Raw genomic sequence first — 21,715 nt, forward strand, 5'->3', positions numbered from 1 at the left:
CTAATATTGGTTATAATTAATCAACTGCAAAAGATACTCATCATTAAAGCTATCACTGGTCCTATTCCAGTCTTTTTTAACTCCTACTATTGAAAAATCTTTGGCTAAAAACAATTTTAAACTTTGTTCATTTGATGATTCTATATTGCAATACAACTGATGTAAAAACAAAATCGAAAAACAATAATCAACAATAATACCAAGAGCTTCAGAGGCGTAACCCTTTTGCCTTTGACTTTTATCCGCGATGATAATACCTACTCCAGCCCTCTGATGGAAAGGCTCATAATCAAATAAATCGATAGTGCCAATTGCCTTGTCCTTAAGGCAAATCATAAAACGAAGCTGCTTATTTAAATAAATATCCTGGGCAGAATTTACATATATTTCTAAAAGGTGCATTGAAAACGGAACAAGTGTATTGCTAACCTTCCACACTTCCGCATCATTTTCCCACTCATACAATATTTGGGCATCTTTAGGTTCTAATGCCCTTAAACTTACATTTGCACCTATTAATGAGTTCATTGATCTAAATGTTTAATTCTATTACGGACATCAACAATGCTGTACGTTTCAAGTTCAATATTATTGTCTAAAATCCTGCTTTCCATGAACAGTTGATATACATTCAATATACACTTATGCTTGTATAATTCGCTTATTAAATGGAAAACAACAGAGGCTTGATTAAAATCAGCCGACAAATTTGCAGAAAAAAAATCTTTTAATGGCGATAAACAGGTAATATCATCCTTAATTCCTGAATATTTTTGCATTATTCGATCCATTGATTCTTTTGCTGAATTTTGATCCATCTTTAAAACCTTAGGATTAATTTTAAAAAATAGAGATTGAATTTGTTTTTGGGAAATAGTCTTTAACAATACTTCAACAGGTGTTCCCGCTTGATTTCCTTTGGTAGTTATAGAATAAATTTTTCCTTCTAATATAAAAATTAAATGGGGAGGAATTCTATCAAGATATACAAGTCCAAGGTAAAAACCTGTATAGAATTGTCTTTTTTCTGGAGATAATATATCAAAAATAGTAAAAACAGGCATTAAATATCAATTTTACCGCTAAAAACAAATGTTGCAGGGCCTTCAAGCCAAATATCAGAAAAATTCCCAGAACCTGAATTTGAAAAATAAACCTTTAAATTTCCACCTGGCACCTTAACATCCACTGATGCTGTATTGGTTATTCTTCCTGAATACATGGCTGCCAAAACTGCTGCTGTAACACCTGTGCCACAGGACAAAGTTTCATCCTCAACTCCTCTTTCATAAGTTCTTACTTTGAGTACGTTTTCATTCACTTCAACAAAATTGACATTTATTCCATCTTTCAAAAAGGATTCACTATTACGAATTTGCTTACCCATTTTTGTAACATTAATGTTCTCAATGTTTTCTGTAAACATTATATAATGTGGTGAACCAGTATCCAGGACAAAACAACTATTGAAATCTTTTATCTTTACCACATCAGTCATTTTAAGACTAATTTCCATTTCAATTTCATTCCTTTTTTTTATTTCAACTAAATGTTCACCATCTATAGCCCAAAAAAATCCCTTTTGATTAATTATATCAAGGGATGCTGCAAAAGCAGCAATACATCTGCCTCCATTTCCACACATTGAACTTTGCCTTCCATCTGCATTAAAATATACCATCTCAAAATCATACCCAGCCTTGTTTTGCAAAAGCATTAGGCCATCGGCTCCAACACCAAATTTTCTATGGCATAATTTTTCAATAACAGAAATATTGCTGCTTGGAAATGTTAATTGGCGGTTATCAATTAGAATAAAATCGTTGCCTGTACCTTGATATTTTGAAAAATTAAGAGTCAAGGTTGAGTAAATTGAGAATTTCAGGATCAGTTACAAGTTCCAAAGATCTAAAATCAGTATTTTTTTGAATTCTATACACTTTATCAAAATTCTTTAAAAACAAATTATCACTTAGCTTAATTATTTTAGGGTTTTCCGATTCTTGTAAACCAAAAATCACTAATTTGTTACGACTCATTTTATAGCCCTTGTAATTGATTGGCGATTTCCAGAACTCAACATTAATGGTACTTAATGCAGGTGGTTCCTTTATTCCACTTGTAATTTGTGCCAGGGAATCCTTGGCAAATTTAATAGTAACCGGCTTTAAGTTAAGATCAATGAGGTTAATATTTTTTGATGATAACAATTCATCCTTTTTTACAACTATTTGCTCTTCAAAATTATCGGGAGAATAATATAATGAGTCTAAATTAGTGGCCAAAAGGTTGGTATCAACAATTGATTGCTTGGTTAAATCGGAAGATTCAGTTCTTTCAAGGGTTATTGTATCTGAGATATCCTTTGCTAAATTAATCTTTTCTAAAGATTTTTCAACTCTATTCAACTCTTTGTTGTTCCCATTATATGATTTTCCACTTTTAAAGGTGTCTTTCTCATTTTTTGAGGTCTGCTGGTTAACAATAAAAATATTTTTTCCGCTAAATCCTGATAAAAACCAGAAAATGCCTCCTCCAAGTATTATTCCTAATAATACACCAATAATTAAAATAAAAATTCGATTTGCCATTCCCGATTAATAGTCAGAAATTAAAGTTACAAAACTAATTTTAAATAATGACAATTATTGATTTTTGACAAAATTAATAATTCGAATTTTTTTTCCCTTAACATAATTTTGAAGGCATAGTTTTTGTTATTGTAGATAGGAATGATTTTTAGTAAATTAAAAGCAAACAGTCCTATGCGAATCCTAAAAAATACAGCAGGAGCCTTTCTAATTGCCATCATAGGTGGATTTACAGCCCTTGGAATCTCTGAATTTAAAGAAAACAATTCAAGGCATAAGGAATTATTAACTGACAACAGAACATTTCCTGTAAATTATACACTTCCAGATAAAGCAGCTGCATCAGGGTCTGATTTTGTTATGGCTGCAGAAATGACAGTTAATTCTGTGGTTCACGTTACAACAGTTACACAAACCACAACAGAAGAATTTGACCCCTTTGAGTATTTTTTTAGAGGTGGGGAAATTCAACCTCGACCTCATACTCAGCTTTCTGCTGGCTCAGGAGTTATTATCTCTGATGATGGTTACATTGTAACCAATAACCACGTAATAACAAATGCAGATAAAATAGAAGTGGTTTTAAATAACAGGACAACCTATGAGGCAAAAGTAATCGGCACTGACCCTACAACAGATTTAGCCCTTTTAAAAATCAAGGCAAAAGATTTACCTTATATTACTTTTGGAAATTCAGACAAAGTTCGTATTGGTGAGTGGGTATTGGCTGTTGGAAATCCTTTTAATTTAACTTCCACTGTTACTGCTGGAATTGTAAGTGCAAAAGGAAGAAGCATTAACATTTTACAACAAGATGCTGCTAAAGGTATTTTCCCTATTGAATCATTTATTCAAACTGATGCTGCAGTAAATCCAGGAAACAGCGGAGGGGCCCTGGTAAATATCAATGGTGAACTTGTTGGAATTAATACCGCAATTGCTTCTGGAACAGGATTTTTTAGCGGCTACTCTTTTGCAATACCTGTAAATATTGTAAAAAAAGTAAGCAAGGATTTAATTGAATTTGGTGAAGTGCAAAGGGCATTTTTAGGAGTAAGTATTACTGATATTGATTCCAGATTTGCTCAGGATCATAACCTGAAAGAACTAAAAGGTGTATTTGTAGCAGGTCTTACCGAAGGAGGATCAGCAATTGCAGCAGGTATAAAACAAGGTGATGTAATAACCAAAATAGAAGAACGCGATATAAACAGCGTTCCTGAGCTACAGGAACAAATTAGCAAATACCGTCCAGGAGATAAAATTGAAGTAACAATAATTAGAAACGGAAATGAAAAAATTATTAAAGTCACATTAAAAAGTCTGAATGGTGCAACCTCGGTTTCTAATGATAAAACAGATTCTAAAGAAAAAACAAGTGCCCTGGGTGCTGTCTTTGCACCTGTAACCAAAACTGAAATGAAAAGATTAAAAATTCAAGGAGGGGCAAAAGTTGAAAGACTTGGCCCTGGAAAACTTCAGTCAGCAGGTGTTCAGGAAAGCTTTATTATTACTCGTATCGACAAGCAGGAAATTCTCTCACCTGAAGATGTTATTTCAGCCCTTGAAAATTTAAAAGGAGGAACATTAATCGAAGGCGTATATCCAAATGGAATGCGCGCTTATTACGGATTCGGATTATAATGCATATTTTAAATCTTTTTTTGATAATAATAACTAAAGTCCTTTCGTTAACATACTGCTCTAAGTTTTTTTGCTGTTGGCTTAATTTAGATTTCAAACTTTAATAAAACAAAGTCCATTTGTGTTGTTTTTGAGTAAAAAAAAACCTTTCTTTGCAGAAATTTTATCCTATGTAAAATATTTAAATAGTTAAATAGTTTTCTTGTTAAAATAAATCCCCCAATCCTCATGAGACAGTTAAAAATTACGAAATCCATTACCAACAGGGAGAGTGCCTCCCTTGATAAATATCTTCAGGAAATTGGGCGTGAAGAGCTCATTAATGCTGAGGAAGAGGTTAAACTGGCTCAAAGAATTAAAGCTGGAGATCAAGCTGCTCTTGAAAGATTAACAAGAGCTAATTTGCGTTTTGTTGTTTCTGTTGCTAAACAATATCAAAATCAAGGCTTAAGTTTACCCGATTTAATTAATGAAGGAAATTTAGGTTTGATTAAAGCTGCTCAGCGTTTTGATGAAACAAGGGGTTTTAAATTCATATCCTACGCTGTTTGGTGGATTCGTCAATCAATTTTACAGGCTCTAGCAGAACAATCAAGAATTGTAAGACTTCCTCTTAACCAGGTTGGTTCTTTAAACAAAATAAATAAGGCTTTTTCTAAACTTGAACAGGAATTTGAACGTGAACCTAGCGCTGAGGAGCTAGCTTTCATTCTTGATATTCCAGAGGATAAAGTTGCCGATACTATGAAAGTATCTGGAAGACATGTTTCCATGGACGCACCGCTTATTCAAGGGGAAGACAGCAGTTTATTAGATGTACTTATTAATTCTGATTCTCCAAGAGCTGACACTAGCCTAATGAATGAATCTCTACAAAGAGAAATTGAACGTTCACTTGCAACCTTAACAGAAAGAGAACGTGATGTAATAAAACTTTTTTTCGGTATCGGGATGAACCATGGATTAACACTCGAAGAAATAGGTGCAAAATTCGACTTAACTCGTGAAAGAGTAAGACAAATTAAAGAAAAAGCAATCAGAAGATTAAGACACACTTCCAGAAGCAAATTACTAAAAGCTTATCTTGGCTAATATTTATATTTTTCTTAAAAAAATCATTGCATTTAAAATTGATTAATCTTGATTATTTATTTAATTTAGATTAATCAATTTTTTATTTTTGCAATTCTTTAACAATCACCTTTTAATTTTAAGCTATGACACCAGAAATGTTAGCAGAACAGGAACTACAAAAAGCAAAACATCCACTCAATGGAAAATCCTATGAATCAGAACTCAAAGAATGGATTGAATTTGAAAAATCTGCAATTGAATTAATAAGTATTGTTGGACAATTATGGTTTGACAAATCTGTTGAACTTATTGTTTTCCGTAACCAGTTAGTGGATAGAAGTGCGAGTGAAATACTTAACCTGCACCAATATGCCAAAAATATTGTAAAGCAATCCATTAATATTACAGACACTCTGGAGCTTTCTAAAGAATTATTAAAACTTGATCTGGCTCCATCAAGAATTGATATTGGAAAACTTAATGCCCAGTGGTTAAAGGAAAAAGCAGATTTTAAATCTAAAAGTGATTTTGTTTCCAATAAACTTACCCAATATATAGGTAAGGATAAAAGGACAATGAAAGCAAAAGATGTTGTTCTTTACGGATTCGGAAGAATTGGACGTCTTGCTGCAAGAGAATTAATCTCTCAAGCTGGAAAAGGGGAACAGTTAAGATTAAAAGCTATAGTAACAAGGAGTAACACGGATGAGGATATTACCAAAAGAGCTGATCTATTAAGAGTTGACTCTGTACATGGGCCATTTCCAGGTACAATAATTGAGGATTTTGAAAACAAAGCACTTATTGTTAATGGCCACACAATTAAAATGATTGCCGCAAACTCTCCTGAATCAACTGATTATGAATCGTATGGAATACATAATGCCCTTATTATTGATAATACAGGTGTATCCAGGGACCGTGAAGGATTAAGCAAACATTTATTGGCAAAAGGAATTAATCAGGTACTTTTAACAGCCCCTGGACAAGGTGATATTCCAAATGTGGTATACGGAGTGAATCATGAAACGCTTAACCTTGAAAAGGAACAAATTTTTTCCGCAGCGTCATGTACAACCAATGCTATAGTCCCTGTTTTACAGGTTATTGAAAATTCTTTAGGTATTGAAAGAGGACATATTGAAACCATTCATTCCTATACAAATGATCAAAACTTGTTGGACAATTACCATAAAAAATACAGAAGAGGCCGTTCAGCGGCATTAAATTTAGTAATTACTGAAACTGGAGCTGATAAAGCCGTTGCCAAAGTTATTCCTGGTTTAGCTGGAAAACTAACAGGCAATGCTGTAAGGGTACCAACTCCAGATGTATCTCTTGCTATTTTAAGTTTAACTATTAAAAATACCACAACAAAGGATCAAGTTAATGCACTTTTACGTGATGCAGCATTAAATGGAGAATTAGTTGAACAAATTCAATATTCCTATTTCAATGAGTTAGTTTCCACTGACCTTGTAGGAAACCCCTGCGCTGCTATTGTTGATAGCCCTGCTACCATTGTTTCAAAAGATCAAAAGAATGTTGTTTTGTACGTATGGTATGATAACGAGTATGGCTACACCCGTCAAGTAATGCGTTTAGCCAAACACCTTGCTGATGTTATTCGTTTGAAATATTATTAATTATTCAGTATACATTTTCAATAAAAAAAGCCATCCTAATGATGGCTTTTTTTATTGAAATATTTTTCCTGGATTCAGAATCTCATTGGGATCAAATAATTTCTTTATGGATTTTTGAAGCTCTATACTCTTTTTATCAATTGCTATATCCATAAATTCCTTCTGCACCCACCCTATTCCATGTTCTCCGCTAATTGTTCCTCCCAATTTAACGGTGTATTTAAAAATTTCCCGGATACCTTCTTTTAAATTATTGTTCCAGTCTTCATCGCTTAAATCTCCTTTTATTATATTTACATGCAGATTTCCGTCTCCGGCATGTCCGTAACAAACCGATTTAAATCCATATTTATTTCCAATTTCTTTAACTGCTTTTAAAAGCTTGGGCAATTCAGCTCTTGGAACAACCGTATCCTCTTCCTTATAAATTGAATTTGCCTTAACTGCCTCTGCTACTCTTCTTCTTAATTTCCATAAGTCATCTTTTTGAGCAGCAGTTTCAGCAAATAAAATTTCATCACAATCATAATTTACCATTACCTCTGAAATTGCCTCTGCTGTTAAAAAAAGCTGTTCAGGATCATTACCATCCACTTCTACCAAAAGATGAGCTTGAACCTCATCTTTAATATTCATATTTACTCCTTCAACATATTTTATTGCCCAATCTATGGCATCTCGTTCCATAAATTCAAGTGCTGAAGGGATAATACCTGCTCTGAATACAGCAGAAACCGCCTCACAAGCTTTTTCCGCATTAAAAAATGGAACAAGCATTAATATAGTATGTTTTGGCAAGGGCAGCAATTTGAAAATTATTTTTGTTACAATTCCCAAAGTCCCCTCACTCCCAATTATCAATTGAGTAAGATTGTAACCTGTTGAATTTTTAAGAACCCTGGCTCCAGTTACTATTATTTCCCCAGTTGGCAAAACGAGTTCCAGAGACAACACATAATCCCTGGTAACTCCATATTTTACAGCTTTTGGACCTCCTGCATTTTCCGCTATATTTCCTCCTAAAAAACAACTTCCCCTACTGGATGGATCAGGGGGATAAAATAATCCCTTCTCCGCCACAGCTTCCTGAAAGACTTGTGTTATCACTCCTGGCTCAACAATAGCCTGTAGATTGCGCTCATCTATTTCAATAATTTTATTGAATTTCTCCAAAGATAATAAAACACCCCCAAATACAGGTAAAGCCCCTCCGCTTAAACCAGTGCCAGCCCCCCTTGGTGTTACAGGTATTTTATTCTTGTTGCATATTTTCACTATTTCTGAAATTTCAATGGCAGTTGAAGGTTTTAATACAACCTCTGGAAAAAAAACCAAGTCTTCTGTTTCATCTTTCCCATACTTTTGAAAAGAATCTTTATCATACAGAATATGACCATTACCTACTACGTTTCTTAATTCATCAAGCAAATCGGGTGTTATTTTTTCATATTTCATAAATGGATAAAATTTTAATTAGTAGAGTTTTTACAAAAATCCGCAGTAAAATCAATCATAAATGTTATTTTCGGCAAATTAATTTTTGCAAATTTAATCAATATGGATAGTAAAATGAGAAAAGCTTCTTTTTTAACACTGATTATATTAATCCCTTTTTCCATTTTTGCGCAGCAAGTAAAAAAGGATGTAAAACTTGAAGAAATATGGGCATCCCGCATTTTTGCCCAAGAAGGAGTTTATGGAATTAATTCAATGGAGAATGGTTTACATTATACTACCTTAGACCATGGAGAAAATTACCAGGAGATTAATCAATATTCCTATGAAACTGGCGAATTAATAGGAAGAATTCTGAAATCAACGGAACTAAAACTTCAGGATAATTCTAAAGTAATTAATATAGAAGATTACCAATTTAGTGCTGATGAAAGTAAATTATTAATTGCCACTGAAACAGAACAGATTTATAGGCATTCAACTCGTTCAGAGTACTATGTTTATGACATTAGTTCCAAAAAACTTTTTCCCCTATCAAATGGAGGAAAACAACAATATGCTTCATTTTCACCTGAATTAAACAATGTTGCTTTTGTAAGAGAAAACAACTTATTTATTAAGAACCTTAAGGATGGAACTGAAAAACAAGTTACTACTGATGGTGAATTCAATAAAATAATCAATGGTTCAACTGATTGGGTTTATGAAGAAGAATTCAGTTTTAATAAGGCATTCTTTTGGTCAACCGATGGGAAAAAATTAGCTTATTATAAATTCGATGAAACGGATGTAAAGGAATTTTCAATGACAACTTATAACTCCCTATATCCTTCTGAATACAAATATAAATATCCAAAAGCCGGAGAGAAAAACGCAGTGGTGGAGATATTTGTATACAACTTAAACAACAATGAGAATAGAAAAATAGACATAGGAAAGGAAACTGATCAATATATTCCCAGAATCCAATGGACTGCAAATCCTGATGTATTAAGTATTCAACGGTTAAACAGACTTCAGAATAAAATGGAAATACTCAATTGCAATCTGGCAACAGTATCCGAGGTTTCCTATAAAACCAATGTAATATTCACCGAAACAAGTAATACCTATATTGATGGAAGCGATGATAAACTTTTTTACCTTGAAGACAAAAAGCATTTCATTTGGCTAAGTGAAAAAGACGGATTCAATCATATTTATTTATATGATTTAAAAGGAAAGCTTGTAAATCAAATCACTAAGGGCAAATGGGATGTGACTAGTTTTTATGGAATAAATGAAAAAAACGGTATTGTTTATTTTCAATCTGCCGAAACATCACCCATGGAAAGAAACGTTTATTCAATAAATGTTGATGGAAAAGGAAAATCAAAATTATCCATTAATAAAGGCTGGAATGATGCAAGTTTCAGCAAAGGATTTAAAAATTTCATCAATGAATATTCTAGCGCCAATACTCCTGAATACATCAGTTTACATGCTGCCAATGGAAAAGAACTAAGAAAATTAAAAGACAATGAAGAGTTAAAAGGCACATTAGAAAAATTCAATTTCAGCAAAAAAGAATTTTTCAATTTTAATACCTCTGAAAATGTTCAACTGAATTGCTGGATGATAAAGCCTCCAAACTTCAATTCCAATAATAAATATCCTGTCTTTATTACTATTTATAATGGACCTGGTTCTCAAACTGTTAAAGATCATTTTGATGGATCCAATTACATATGGCATCAATACCTTGCACAGAAGGGCTACATTGTTGTTTCTGTGGACACCAGAGGTACAGGTGCAAGAGGAGCGGAATTTAAAAACCTTACTTATTTGCAACTTGGCAAATTCGAAACAATAGACATGATTGAAACTGCAAAGCATCTTGGCACTCTTGATTATATAGATTCTAAGAGAATAGGAGTACAAGGATGGAGTTATGGTGGATATATGTCATCATTGTGCATTACTAAAGGAGCTGATTATTTCAAGGCTGCTATAGCAGTTGCACCAGTAACCAATTGGCGTTTTTACGATACTATTTACACCGAGAGGTATATGAGAACCCCACAGGAGAATGCAAATGGTTATGATGAAAATTCTCCTATAAACCATACTGCCAAACTTAAAGGAAAATACTTGATTATTCACGGTACTGCAGATGACAACGTTCATTTTCAAAACACCGTTGAAATGACAACTTCTTTAATTAAAAGCAATAAGCAATTTGATTCTCATATTTATCCGGATAAAAATCATGGAATTTATGGAGGTACTACTCGTTTACATCTTTTTGGAAAAATGTCTGACTTCATATTCCAAAATTTATAAGAATTTATTTTACATAATTTAAATTAATAATTCTATACAATGGCAATTACTTCACCTATGGAAAAACAAAAGGAATTATTCGGACATCCTATTGGACTGTATGTTTTATTCTTCACTGAGATGTGGGAACGATTCTCTTATTATGGAATGCGTGCAATTCTGGTTTTGTATTTAGTAAGCGCAACTACGGGAGGGAATGCTGGTTTAGGTTGGACTTCTGCCGAAGCTCTTGCTCTTTATGGATGGTACACTATGTTAGTATATATTGTTTCCATACCAGGAGGAATTCTGGCTGATAAAGTTTTTGGGCAGAAAAAAGCAGTATTGATAGGTGGAATTATTTTAGTATTTGGACACGGAATTCTTGCTGTTGAAACAATGTGGGCCTTTTACCTTGGTCTTTCCTTGATAATTGCAGGAGTTGGCCTTTTAAAACCAAACATATCTACCATGGTAGGTGGACTATATAAGGAAGGTGATGTAAGAAGGGACAAAGGGTTTACAATTTTTTATATTGGTATTAACTTAGGTGCCTTTTTGTCGAGTTTAATTGTAGGATATGTTGGCGAAAGCATTGGTTGGCATTATGGTTTTGGACTTGCCGGAATTGCAATGGCATTTGGATTGGTAGTTTACATGTGGGGGCAAAAGTATTTAATTAATGTGGGTAATCTATTATCCAAAGCTGAACTAAACAATAGTGCTTCAATTGGAAGTTTGTTAAAAGATCTTTTTTCCTCTCCTTTACAGCTTATGATTTCATCTGTATTGATGCTATTCTCATTGTATTGGGTTTTTGCAGTATCTATTCCTTATGGTCTGCTTTTCATCTTCCTGACTTTAGTTACAGCTATGATGTTAATGATTTACAAAGATCTTACAACCCAGGTGATGAAGGATAGATATGTTGTAATGTTGCTATCTTTTATACTTGTAATTGTATTTTGGGGCGCATTTGAACAGGCCGGAGGTCTTATGAATATTTATGCTTCTGAAAAAACCGACCGAGCATTGTCTTTTACTTTACCACTAATAGGAAATGAAGTTCCTGCCACTTGGTTTCAATCCTTAAATGCCTTATTTATTATCCTATTCGGTGTTCTAATTGCAAATTTCTGGGCTAAGAGAAAATTAAAAAACAAAGAAGCCTCCTCCTTATTTAAAATGGCTATAGGAACCATTATAATGGGCTTAGGCTTTGTATTTATGGCTCTTGCAGCAAAGGAATACGAATTAAATGGTGTTAAATCGGCCATGTATTGGTTGGCTTTAGCTTATTTATTGCACACAATTGGAGAACTATGTTCTTCCCCGGTATCCTTATCCTTTATTACTAAAAATGCTCCGGTTAAATACGCATCATTAATGATGGGCGTTTATTTTGCAGCTACTGGACTTGGGAATAAAGTATCAGGAATTGTGGGTGAAGTCTCTCAAAGTGAACCGGTTAAAATTGAACTAGTTGCCTCCTCGGATTTAAACGAGCCATTTTTAATGAATAAAAAAAACAACATTGAAAAAGGCGAAAATTTCAGTTTAAACACTCTTATTTATGCTGAAAACAATCAATTCATTGCCATTGATAGTGAAACCAATGCCCCTGTTTTAAGTGTTATTGGATTTAAGGAAATAGAAAGAAAACAAGAAATCCTTGACATCCTATTAAATGAAAATGTTACTAAGGAAAATCCTTACCATTTAACATTTAATTTTACGCAAAATGAGCAAAGCAGCCAATCCGTAAATACTATTAATTCCTTAAATTATTCCGGAGTTTATTTAATTGATGAGGTTCAAACAAAATTAGAATTCAGAACCTTTCTTGGAATAACTGTTTTCACTGCTTTATTTGGCTTAATTGTGCTTTTATTACTTAAACCACTCAACAGACTTACTCACGGAGCGGAGGACAATGAAACAGAAATGCCAGAGCAGGAACTTTATCAAGTTGCTGATCCATCCATTAATTAATTCGTATGGTAAAATCCGATTTATCTTCGAATGAAGATTTTTTTAAAACCAATGTTTTAGGACACCCTGCAGGTCTTTTTGTGCTTTTTTTCACAGAGATGTGGGAACGCTTTTCCTATTATGGAATGCGCGCATTACTTGTTCTGTTTTTAACTTCCGCTTTATTTGATGAGGGATGGGCATGGCCAAGTGAATCTGCTCTTGCATTATATGGTACTTATACCTCCTTGGTTTATATAACTCCAATTTTAGGAGGATTTATAGCTGATAAATATATTGGATACAGAAATGCTGTTGTTTGGGGAGCTTTTTTAATGACCCTTGGACATGCATGTATGGCCTTAAATGCTGAATTTACCTTATATATTGGTTTGTTTTTTCTAATTATTGGCAATGGTTTCTTTAAGCCAAACCTTACCTCTATTATATCTCATATGTATGAGCACCATCCTGAAAAAAAGGATGGTGCTTACACAATTTTTTACATGGGAGTAAATGCAGGGGCTTTTTTAGGCATTTTATTGTGTGGTTATGTTGGGGAGCAAATTGGCTGGCACTGGGGTTTTGGCCTTGCAGGAATTTTTATGTTTTTTGGAATGTTACAGTTTTATTTTGCTCAAAAAATTTTCGGTAATGTTGGAAGCAAACCAAATAAGGATACAAGCAATCTTACTATAAAACAAAGCGTAGACAAATTAAATCCCTTTACATTTACTGATAAAATTTTTATATTTTTTAGTGCATTAATTGGTCTGGTTTGGATAATCAATGATCCTTTATCCAAAATTTGGAACAGAAATCTGTTTGATTTTACTTTAGCTGGGATGGACGGATCAAATTTTATGATTTTGTTTGCCTTAATTCTGTTTATTATATTATTGGTTTCAAGAATTGTTAGATATGATCCCGTAATCAGGGATAAAATGATTGCAATTTCCATTTTTGCATTTTTCACTGTTTTCTTTTGGGCAGCTTTTGAACAAGCTGGTGGTTCAATGACGATTTTTGCCAAGGATTACACAAATAGGGTTTTAGATGGTAATTCAGCAAATATATTTAGAATTGTAAATTCCTTAATTACAATAATTCCCTTAATCATAATAAATTGGGTACTATACAGACTTTTCAAACAAACATTTGCTAAATATGCCTTATCAAATATCCTATTAGCCATAAGTTTTTTTATTATTTGGATTACAGTAATTTTTATGCTTTATGATCAGTATTTGCAGAAAGACCTGGAAGTCCCTGCATCTTGGTTTAGTGTTTTAAACTCTTTGTTTATTATTGTTTTCGCTCCATTGTTTTCAAAACTTTGGGAAAGCAAATACAATCCATCTGTTGCAGTAAAATATGGTTCCGGACTAATATTGCTAGGAATAGGCTTTTTATCCCTTGCTTATGGCGCCTCTGGTATTCCTATGGGTGCGAAAATAGCATCTGTTAGTCTTATTTGGCTCGTATTTGCCTATTTATTTCATACTCTTGGAGAATTATGTCTTTCACCTGTGGGGCTTTCCTATTTAAGTAAATTAGTTCCAGGAAGGATGATTGCCTTTATGTTTGGAATTTGGTATCTTGCAATAGCTATCGGAAATAAATTGGCAGGAACAACAGGTGGTATGATAGATAAAATAACTGCTGAATATTCTTTAACAGTTTTCTTTTTATTATTCTTTTTTATTCCTGCAGCAGCAGGAATACTTATTATATTGCTACGCCCTTTGTTAAAAAGGCTAATGCACGGTATATATTAATCAAGTAATTAGCTTAAAAGTGATAAGGTACTAAGTCATGGAATTATAATTGTTTCAAAAATGGATCCAATTAGAAGTTTCACTTAAATCAAATATTCTACTTTTTTTAAAGTTTTATTTTAATTAAACAGATGTTGGTACTATATTTGCCTTTATTCAATAATTAATATAAAATCGCTATGAAAACTTTTATACAAATACTCCTTTGCTTTTTTCTTATATCATCAATTGCCTTGGCTCAAAAAACCAAAGATGTTGCATCTAAAACAGAAGCAAAAGGAAAAGAAACTGTTGCAAAAACCATAACCTGGATGAGTTTTGATGAAGCATTTGCAGCAAATAAAAAGAACCCTAAAAAAATAATGATTGACGTTTATACTGATTGGTGCGGTCCATGCAAAATGATGATGGCTAATACATTTACAAATGCTGTAATCATTGATTATATCAACAAAAATTATTATGCAGTTAAATTCAATGCTGAATCTGGAGAACCTGTGAATTTTAAAGATAAAACATACACTAATCCTGGCTTTGATCCTACAAGAGGGGGAAGAAATGCAACACATGAACTTACTCAGGTAATTGCCCCTGTAAATGGAAAAATTGCCTACCCGACTATTGTTTATATGGATGAAAACATGAACATACTTACTCCTGTTCAGGGATACTACCAACCTGAACAGATTGAACCTATATTAAAGTTTTTCGGGGGAAATGTGTATCAAAAGGAAACTTTTGAAGAGTTTCAGAAAAGCTTTGTAAGTGAATTTAAAAAATAACTATTCCCTACAAAAGGTTACGGTTATACAATTCAAAACAGCAATTCTGGCTGCTCCCCTACCAATTTTACTTTGCAGTCTTTAGGCTTCTTTTTCGGATCATAATGGTATCCGGTTATATCAAGTTCAGAGTACTTCTCTTGGATATCTTTATAAAAAGCATGGGCTTTATTTGTTTTATCAAAAGTGATATCACAAAAAATACTTGATTTGCTTATTCCCTTCTTTTCTAACTGATTTATCAGATATTCAGGATTATTAATATCTCCTGAAAAGACTATTTTTTTTGATTTTTCTGAAAATATATAACTATATGTTTGCATGTTTCTAACATGAAAATCTTTCGTATTTATATAATCAGCAAATGCTGTTTCTTTTATATCTATGAAATCAAAATACTTATTCGGTGTTTGCAATGAATGACTAAGGTAAGCTTCCAATGTGTTTTTGAATTCTAAATCAGGGAAAACAAGTTTTACAGGGGTGGAAAAAAGTTTACGGTAAATTAGAAAACTAGATAGGCTTCCTGCATGATCATCATGCAAATGAGTAATAAAAACATAATCGATTTCTTCCGAAATATTCAATTTTCTTAACCTGGGAAAAACAGAATACCCACAATCAACAAGTATTGTTTTATTATCAATATTAATTATTGCCGAAGAATTTCCATGTTTATAATCAAATGCGCCACCAAAGCCTAAAAATTTTATGTTCATAACAGCTTAATTAGCATTCAGTTTTACTAGAATTTCTGTTAAATGCTCCCCAATTGCTTCCAATGCATGCTGTTTTTTTTCATCCCTCAGGATTCCGGTTTCATCAACCTTATCATTTACTTTAGGAACTGCCATTTGATTGGGAAGAACAATTACCTTAATATTACTTAATATGGCACGAAGCGCAGCAAGTCCTCTTATGCCTCCCAATGCTCCAGGAGAAGCGCTTATTATTGCAGCAACTTTTCCATCAAATGCCGCCAATGGTTTAAAATTTGGAACTGGCCTTGAAACCCAGTCAATTGCATTTTTAAGAACTCCTGAAACTCCGCTGTTATATTCGGGCGAAGCAATTAAAAATCCATGGTTATGAATCATTAGTTCAAAAAGTTCTTTCCCTTTCTCTGGTATTCCCTCTTCCTTTTCCAAATCGCCATCATATAAAGGCATCGGATAATCTTTTAAATCAATAACGGTAACTTCTGCTCCTGCCCTTTTTGCACCTTCAACCGCATATTTTAATATGATTTTATTAAATGAACCCTTTCTCGTGCTTCCCGCAAAAGCTAATATACGTGGCTTTTCGTTCGTTTTTTTCAATTTTTTGAATGAATATATTAATAAAACATGATTCCCTTTTTTATTTTCACTTTAATTTACTCCTATTTTTAGGAAATATACGAAATATAGGCAATTTGAGTGAAGGTTATGCAGTTTATATACATAGTTTATTTACACTCGTCCTATTTGGCAGTATTAACAACAAATATTAATGAAAAATCACATGCAAATTATCTCTTTATCTAAAACCAATATTGTCAGCCGAAAAAAATTAGAAAATGAAGCATTTCACGTAAATACTTATGATGATAGGGCTAAAATGCTTCAAAATGTTTTAATTACAAGTCAGAAAATTCAAATAAGGTATTCTTTGAAATCTGCTAAAATTGTATTTAAAAAAGATATTATTGGCAATATTGAAATTTGGGTAAAGTAGCTCAAAAAACGTTGAGCAGAATAAATTAACAATTGCAAAACATTTCATAAATTCCAATTGTATTTTTCCTTCTCGAATAATCGAAATTTAATAACTAATAGGCTTTGACGGAATGCTTATTACCCTATGGTTATGGCAATAAGCCATGAAAGTGGTATTTAGTATAAAGTTATTATACTTTTACTTTATAAAGTTCTATTGATGAACTTAACCAACATATTGGAATTTATAAAAGATAATAAAAACTTAAAATTATAGTGCCCGGGGCTATTTACCCCGGACTCTTTTTTTATATTTGTCTTCTTATGCCAAAAAGCACAATAATAATAGCAGGGATTTCTGCTGCAATTTCCGTCATCTTAGGTGCTATGGGTGCGCATGCATTAAAAGATATATTACATCCTGATCTTTTAAATAGCTTTGAAACCGGTGTACAATATCAGTTTTATCATTCTCTTGCTTTAATAGGTGTTGCCTCTTTACAATTCAATTATCAAAGTAAATTTTTCAGTTTTGCCAGCTGGTCTTTTATAATAGGAATTATTTTGTTTTCAGGTTCTATTTACCTGCTTACTTTAAGGGAATTATTAAATATGCCGGGTTTAAGAATACTTGGCCCAGTAACTCCATTTGGTGGCATTAGTTTAATTCTTGGCTGGATATTTTTAACACTTTCCGGATTTGAAATCAAAAAAAAATAATTATAAAAAAATTCATGAGCTACAAAAAGTATCATTTATTTATGCGGAAAATTGCAGATGTACACCTTGCCTCTGCTGTTCTTCATTGGGATCAGGAAACTTATATGCCTGCCAATGGTGCATTATATAGGGCACAACAATTGTCAACTCTGGCAGGCATTGCACATGATCTAGCAGTAAAGGATGATTTAGGTGAACTTTTACAGAATCTTAACAAAGATTCATCCCTTTCCCTGGAAGAAACAAAGAATGTAAAGGAATCTTTAAAGGAATACGAAAAAAGAAAAAAATACAGTACGGAATTTGTTGAGAAAATGAGCATTACCGTTTCTGAGGCTTTTCAAGCTTGGCAAAAAGCGAAAAAAAACAATGATTTTGATTTTTATGCTCCCTTTCTGGAAAGGATAGTTGATTTAAAAAGACAGGAATGTGCTATTATTGGATTTACTGATCACCCCTATGATGCCCTTCTTGATGAATTTGAACCAGGAGCTACAACCAAAGATCTTGAAAAATTATTTGAACAGGTAAAAGGCCAGCTTGTTGATTTTGTAAAAAAAATTTCCTCAAAACCACAAAATGAAGATTCTTTTATGTTCAAACATTTTGATGGGGACAAACAATGGGATTTTAGTTTGCACCTGCTAAAACAAATTGGATACGACTTTGACTCTGGAAGACAAGACAAATCTTCTCATCCATTTACCATCCATTTTAACCCCCTTGATGTAAGGGTTACAACAAGAGTTAATGAAAATGATGTAAACGAAATAATTTGGAGTACAATTCATGAAGGCGGTCATGCACTGTATGAACAGGGTTTAAATCATGAAAATTATGGCTTACCCTCCGGAGAATATGTTTCACTGGGAATTCATGAATCTCAATCCCGTTTATATGAAAATAATGTAGGAAGAAGCTTGCCTTATTGGAAATCTAATTTTGATAAGCTCCAGCAATATTTCCCTGAAAATCTCAAAAACACGACTGTTGAAGATTTTTATAAGGCCATGAATATTGTAAAACCTTCGCTTATCAGAACTAGTGCTGATGAACTTACTTATCATTTTCATGTAATAATTCGATTTGAACTTGAAAAAGCATTAATTGAAGGTAGCATACAAGTAAAAGACCTTCCAAGATTATGGAATGAAAAGTATAAGGCATATCTTGGAATTGATGTACCTGATAATACAAAAGGAGTATTACAGGATGTTCATTGGTCTCATGGTAGTTTTGGTTATTTCCCTACTTATTCAATTGGAAGTTTTTATGCTGCACAATTTTTTGCCAAGGCAAAACAGGATATTCCAAACCTAGAATTGCAAATTGAACAAGGAAATATGCTGGAATTATTAAAATGGTTACGTGAAAATATACATAAACATGGAAAATTTTATACAGCCGAAGAATTATGTATTAAAGTTACAGGAAAAAAACTTAACTTTAATTATTTTATGGAATATGCAACAAACAAATACACCAACTTATATAAATTGTAAATGAAAACTCTTTTGATTATTATACTTATTACTGCGATCTCCTCATGTAAGACAAATAATAAAAACAATGCAAATACAGGAAGCACAACAACAGAAAATGTTTCAGTTTCAGAAAACAGTGCAGAACAAAAGATTGAGAAGTATGAAACGATTGAAATTAAAGAACCGGAAAAGCTTATTAAACCACAAATGGATAAAAAACCAGCCATAAAACAAGGTGATGGAACTTATTCACTTGTAATTTCCTTTTATAGCAAAGGGGAAGGCATTGATTTTAAAACTCAGGAGCAATATGCAAATTTTCTTGAAAAAAACAACCAAGGGATAGCATATGAGGAGGCAAGGTGGGGACGCGAGGGCGAAGTTGATTATTGTATCAATTTAAATAAGTTATCATCTATACAACAAAAGGAATTTATATCAGAAACCCGTTCCTTACTTGGTAAAAGTAATTTAGTGCATATAAACGAAAATCAACCCTGTGTTCATAAAAGATAGGTATTAATAGTATCTATTTTAAAAATTTTGAAGTAATTTTGCGTTTATCATTATATATATTTATTTATTCATTAAGTATTAATTTAAATTTAACATTATGATTGAAATCGGTTTAAAAGCTGAAAATGCTACCCTAGCAGATATTGGATTGAAGAATGTAGCCACAGCTTTTTGGAATTTAACACCGGCTGAACTTGTTGAAGAAACATTACTAAGAGGCGAAGGAGTATTAACAGATACAGGTGCATTAGCAGTCGATACGGGAGAATTTACAGGAAGATCTCCAAAAGATAAATTTATTGTTTGTGACAACAATACCAAAGATAGTGTCTGGTGGGGTGATGTTAACATTAAATTTGATCCGGAAAAATTTGATCGTTTATACAACAGGATTACTGCTTACCTTTCTGGAAGAGAAGTATTTGTAAAAGATTCTTATGCATGTGCTGATCCGGAATACAGAATAAATATTCGAGTTGTTACAGAGTTTCCATGGTCAAACCTTTTTGCCAATAACCTTTTCCTTAGACCTACAAAAGAAGAGATACTAACATTCAATCCTGAATGGGTAATATTAAATGCACCAGGATTTATGGCAGAACCAGAGATTGATGGTACAAGGCAGCACAACTTTGCTATAATAGATTTTACAAAAAAAATTATTATTATTGGAGGTACAGGTTATACGGGAGAGATTAAAAAAGGAATTTTTTCTGTTCTAAACTATATTTTGCCACATGAAAAAAACGTGCTTTCCATGCACTGTTCTGCTAACGTTGGTAAAAAAGGAGATACAGCAATTTTCTTCGGACTCTCTGGTACAGGTAAAACAACACTTTCTGCTGACCCAGAAAGAGGGTTAATTGGTGATGATGAACATGGATGGGCAAATAATAAAGTATTCAATTTTGAAGGTGGATGTTATGCAAAATGCATTGATCTTACTAAAGAAAAGGAACCACAAATATTTAATGCCATTAAGGCAGGTGCACTTTTAGAAAACATTGAATTTATAGAAGATAGTCGTACAGTTAATTATTCTGACACATCAAAAACAGAAAACACCCGAGTTGCCTACCCTATTAATCATATTGACAATGCTGTTGAGCCTTCTGTAGGAACTGCTCCTAAAAATATTTTCTTTTTAACAGCTGATGCCTTTGGTGTAATTCCCCCAATTTCAAAACTTACCCCAGGACAAGCCATGTACCACTTTATTTCAGGATATACTGCCAAGGTTGCCGGAACTGAAGTAGGAATCACTGAACCACAAACCACATTCTCAGCGTGCTTTGGGAAAGCATTCCTACCTCTACATCCAACAAAATATGCTGATTTACTTGGCAAAAAGATGAAGGAACACAATGTGAATGTTTGGCTAATAAATACAGGATGGTCTGGTGGCCCATACGGTATTGGTGAAAGAATTAAATTGAAATATACAAGAGCAATGATAACCGCAGCTTTAAATGGAGAATTGGATAATGTAGAATATACCAAAACTCCCTTTTTCAAACTTGCTATTCCTAAATCTTGTCCAAATGTTCCTGATGAAATTTTAAACGCAAGAGATACCTGGAAAGACAAGTCAGCATTTGATACTAAAGCTGCAAATCTTGCTGGAGCTTTTGCTAAAAATTTCGAACAATATTCGAAATATGCAAGTGAAGAAATATTGGCTGCAGCACCGCAGGTTTCTTCAGTTAATGCTTAATTTGTAATTTAATAAATAAAAAACAGCTTTGTAAAATCGAGGCCACTGAAAAGTCTTTTTAAGACTTAAATGTTAATAAAAGGGAGTAGAAACGCAAGTTTATCTACTCCCTTTTTTATGTTTTTAATTAAAATGGATTACAGAAAATAACAACAATTAAAACCACCCCCCCGAAGAGGTGTTATAAAAATAAACAATCAATAATTTCACCCCTTCGGGCAATGTCATTAAGTTAAGGAATTTTTTGAAAAAAAAAGCTACGGTTGTTATAATTTTGTAGTTGACAAAATAACATAACTATAACTAAAACCGTAGCTGTAATGAAAGATGTAAATTTAAAAA

The 21,715-nt window shown here is 32.9% G+C and carries 19 protein-coding genes; 12 read left to right on the plus strand and 7 right to left on the minus strand.

The window, feature by feature from the left end; translation table 11 throughout:
- From H0V01_06300 to H0V01_06315, 4 genes are read right to left on the minus strand one after another with little or no spacing between them, the layout of a single operon-like run.
- Nucleotides 1-528, minus strand: coding sequence for a GNAT family N-acetyltransferase (locus tag H0V01_06300; protein MBA2582982.1), 528 nt, complete (start codon nucleotides 526-528; stop codon nucleotides 1-3).
- Nucleotides 525-1,064, minus strand: a complete 540-nt coding sequence (locus H0V01_06305; GenBank protein ID MBA2582983.1) for a hypothetical protein — start codon at nucleotides 1,062-1,064, stop codon at nucleotides 525-527. Before H0V01_06305 ends, H0V01_06300 begins: the two co-directional genes overlap by 4 nt.
- The gene (locus H0V01_06310; GenBank protein ID MBA2582984.1) at nucleotides 1,064-1,861 is read right to left on the minus strand and encodes a diaminopimelate epimerase; all 798 of its coding nucleotides are present in this window, start codon (nucleotides 1,859-1,861) and stop codon (nucleotides 1,064-1,066) included. Before H0V01_06310 ends, H0V01_06305 begins: the two co-directional genes overlap by 1 nt.
- Nucleotides 1,851-2,591: a hypothetical protein gene (locus H0V01_06315; protein MBA2582985.1), complete on the minus strand. Its 741-nt coding sequence runs from the start codon at nucleotides 2,589-2,591 to the stop codon at nucleotides 1,851-1,853. The genes H0V01_06310 and H0V01_06315 overlap by 11 nt, the downstream gene beginning before the upstream one ends.
- Nucleotides 2,592-2,765: 174 nt before the next feature.
- On the opposite strand from H0V01_06315, the gene H0V01_06320 reads away from it, so the two are divergent.
- The 3 genes from H0V01_06320 to H0V01_06330 all read left to right on the plus strand — a co-directional run bounded on the left by H0V01_06320 (nucleotide 2,766) and on the right by H0V01_06330 (nucleotide 6,955).
- Nucleotides 2,766-4,235 carry a Do family serine endopeptidase gene (locus H0V01_06320; protein MBA2582986.1) on the plus strand — a complete coding sequence of 490 codons (1,470 nt, stop codon included), beginning with the start codon at nucleotides 2,766-2,768 and terminating at the stop codon, nucleotides 4,233-4,235.
- A gap of 228 nt (nucleotides 4,236-4,463) precedes the next feature.
- Nucleotides 4,464-5,327 carry an RNA polymerase sigma factor RpoD/SigA gene (locus H0V01_06325; protein MBA2582987.1) on the plus strand — a complete coding sequence of 288 codons (864 nt, stop codon included), beginning with the start codon at nucleotides 4,464-4,466 and terminating at the stop codon, nucleotides 5,325-5,327.
- A 137-nt stretch (nucleotides 5,328-5,464) separates the two neighbouring features.
- Complete coding sequence (locus H0V01_06330) at nucleotides 5,465-6,955, plus strand: glyceraldehyde-3-phosphate dehydrogenase (GenBank protein ID MBA2582988.1); 1,491 nt, start codon at nucleotides 5,465-5,467, stop codon at nucleotides 6,953-6,955.
- A 51-nt stretch (nucleotides 6,956-7,006) separates the two neighbouring features.
- Here the strand turns inward: H0V01_06330 and H0V01_06335 are convergent, their stop codons facing one another.
- Nucleotides 7,007-8,410 carry an FAD-binding protein gene (locus H0V01_06335; GenBank protein MBA2582989.1) on the minus strand — a complete coding sequence of 468 codons (1,404 nt, stop codon included), beginning with the start codon at nucleotides 8,408-8,410 and terminating at the stop codon, nucleotides 7,007-7,009.
- Nucleotides 8,411-8,524: 114 nt separating this feature from the next.
- On the opposite strand from H0V01_06335, the gene H0V01_06340 reads away from it, so the two are divergent.
- The 4 genes from H0V01_06340 to H0V01_06355 all read left to right on the plus strand — a co-directional run bounded on the left by H0V01_06340 (nucleotide 8,525) and on the right by H0V01_06355 (nucleotide 15,242).
- Entirely contained in the window at nucleotides 8,525-10,732 is a 2,208-nt protein-coding gene (locus H0V01_06340; GenBank protein MBA2582990.1) for a S9 family peptidase, read from the plus strand.
- A 39-nt stretch (nucleotides 10,733-10,771) separates the two neighbouring features.
- Nucleotides 10,772-12,703 (plus strand): MFS transporter, encoded by a 1,932-nt coding sequence (locus tag H0V01_06345; protein MBA2582991.1) that lies wholly within the window; start codon nucleotides 10,772-10,774, stop codon nucleotides 12,701-12,703.
- 5 nt (nucleotides 12,704-12,708) lie between these two features.
- A complete protein-coding gene (locus H0V01_06350) occupies nucleotides 12,709-14,460 on the plus strand; it encodes a peptide MFS transporter (protein ID MBA2582992.1) in 1,752 nt (583 codons plus the stop codon).
- Nucleotides 14,461-14,639: 179 nt separating this feature from the next.
- On the plus strand, nucleotides 14,640-15,242 hold the full coding sequence (locus H0V01_06355; protein MBA2582993.1) for a thioredoxin family protein: 603 nt from the start codon (nucleotides 14,640-14,642) through the stop codon (nucleotides 15,240-15,242).
- Nucleotides 15,243-15,274: 32 nt separating this feature from the next.
- Here H0V01_06355 and H0V01_06360 read toward each other — a convergent pair whose 3' ends face one another.
- Both H0V01_06360 and H0V01_06365 read right to left on the minus strand, forming a co-directional pair.
- The gene (locus tag H0V01_06360) at nucleotides 15,275-15,961 is read right to left on the minus strand and encodes a ribonuclease Z (protein ID MBA2582994.1); all 687 of its coding nucleotides are present in this window, start codon (nucleotides 15,959-15,961) and stop codon (nucleotides 15,275-15,277) included.
- Nucleotides 15,962-15,967: 6 nt separating this feature from the next.
- Nucleotides 15,968-16,561, minus strand: coding sequence for an NAD(P)H-dependent oxidoreductase (locus H0V01_06365; protein ID MBA2582995.1), 594 nt, complete (start codon nucleotides 16,559-16,561; stop codon nucleotides 15,968-15,970).
- Between the two features lie 172 nt (nucleotides 16,562-16,733).
- On the opposite strand from H0V01_06365, the gene H0V01_06370 reads away from it, so the two are divergent.
- From H0V01_06370 to pckA, 5 genes are all read left to right on the plus strand, one after another.
- Nucleotides 16,734-16,958: a hypothetical protein gene (locus H0V01_06370; GenBank protein ID MBA2582996.1), complete on the plus strand. Its 225-nt coding sequence runs from the start codon at nucleotides 16,734-16,736 to the stop codon at nucleotides 16,956-16,958.
- Nucleotides 16,959-17,263: 305 nt separating this feature from the next.
- The gene (locus H0V01_06375; protein MBA2582997.1) at nucleotides 17,264-17,659 is read left to right on the plus strand and encodes a DUF423 domain-containing protein; all 396 of its coding nucleotides are present in this window, start codon (nucleotides 17,264-17,266) and stop codon (nucleotides 17,657-17,659) included.
- Nucleotides 17,660-17,673: 14 nt separating this feature from the next.
- Nucleotides 17,674-19,161 carry a carboxypeptidase M32 gene (locus H0V01_06380; GenBank protein ID MBA2582998.1) on the plus strand — a complete coding sequence of 496 codons (1,488 nt, stop codon included), beginning with the start codon at nucleotides 17,674-17,676 and terminating at the stop codon, nucleotides 19,159-19,161.
- Nucleotides 19,162-19,659, plus strand: a complete 498-nt coding sequence (locus H0V01_06385) for a hypothetical protein (protein MBA2582999.1) — start codon at nucleotides 19,162-19,164, stop codon at nucleotides 19,657-19,659.
- Nucleotides 19,660-19,756: 97 nt separating this feature from the next.
- Nucleotides 19,757-21,373 carry a phosphoenolpyruvate carboxykinase (ATP) gene (pckA, locus tag H0V01_06390; protein MBA2583000.1) on the plus strand — a complete coding sequence of 539 codons (1,617 nt, stop codon included), beginning with the start codon at nucleotides 19,757-19,759 and terminating at the stop codon, nucleotides 21,371-21,373.
- The last annotated feature ends 342 nt before the right edge of the window (nucleotides 21,374-21,715 follow it).

The sequence above is a fragment of the Bacteroidota bacterium genome, from assembly GCA_013696965.1.
GTDB lineage: Bacteria > Bacteroidota > Bacteroidia > JACCXN01 > JACCXN01 > JACCXN01.

Bases quoted from the DNA above. Each gene is read 5' to 3' on its own strand.
- H0V01_06305 (MBA2582983.1), bottom strand. From the start codon at position 1,064: ATGCCTGTTTTTACTATTTTTGATATATTATCTCCAGAAAAAAGACAA.
- H0V01_06380 (MBA2582998.1), top strand. From the start codon at position 17,674: ATGAGCTACAAAAAGTATCATTTATTTATGCGGAAAATTGCAGATGTA.
- H0V01_06385 (MBA2582999.1), top strand. From the start codon at position 19,162: ATGAAAACTCTTTTGATTATTATACTTATTACTGCGATCTCCTCATGT.
- H0V01_06370 (MBA2582996.1), top strand. From the start codon at position 16,734: ATGAAAAATCACATGCAAATTATCTCTTTATCTAAAACCAATATTGTC.
- H0V01_06315 (MBA2582985.1), bottom strand. From the start codon at position 2,591: ATGGCAAATCGAATTTTTATTTTAATTATTGGTGTATTATTAGGAATA.
- H0V01_06345 (MBA2582991.1), top strand. From the start codon at position 10,772: ATGGCAATTACTTCACCTATGGAAAAACAAAAGGAATTATTCGGACAT.
- pckA (MBA2583000.1), top strand. From the start codon at position 19,757: ATGATTGAAATCGGTTTAAAAGCTGAAAATGCTACCCTAGCAGATATT.
- H0V01_06375 (MBA2582997.1), top strand. From the start codon at position 17,264: ATGCCAAAAAGCACAATAATAATAGCAGGGATTTCTGCTGCAATTTCC.
- H0V01_06320 (MBA2582986.1), top strand. From the start codon at position 2,766: ATGCGAATCCTAAAAAATACAGCAGGAGCCTTTCTAATTGCCATCATA.
- H0V01_06330 (MBA2582988.1), top strand. From the start codon at position 5,465: ATGTTAGCAGAACAGGAACTACAAAAAGCAAAACATCCACTCAATGGA.
- H0V01_06350 (MBA2582992.1), top strand. From the start codon at position 12,709: ATGGTAAAATCCGATTTATCTTCGAATGAAGATTTTTTTAAAACCAAT.
- H0V01_06325 (MBA2582987.1), top strand. From the start codon at position 4,464: ATGAGACAGTTAAAAATTACGAAATCCATTACCAACAGGGAGAGTGCC.
- H0V01_06300 (MBA2582982.1), bottom strand. From the start codon at position 528: ATGAACTCATTAATAGGTGCAAATGTAAGTTTAAGGGCATTAGAACCT.
- H0V01_06340 (MBA2582990.1), top strand. From the start codon at position 8,525: ATGAGAAAAGCTTCTTTTTTAACACTGATTATATTAATCCCTTTTTCC.
- H0V01_06335 (MBA2582989.1), bottom strand. From the start codon at position 8,410: ATGAAATATGAAAAAATAACACCCGATTTGCTTGATGAATTAAGAAAC.
- H0V01_06360 (MBA2582994.1), bottom strand. From the start codon at position 15,961: ATGAACATAAAATTTTTAGGCTTTGGTGGCGCATTTGATTATAAACAT.
- H0V01_06355 (MBA2582993.1), top strand. From the start codon at position 14,640: ATGAAAACTTTTATACAAATACTCCTTTGCTTTTTTCTTATATCATCA.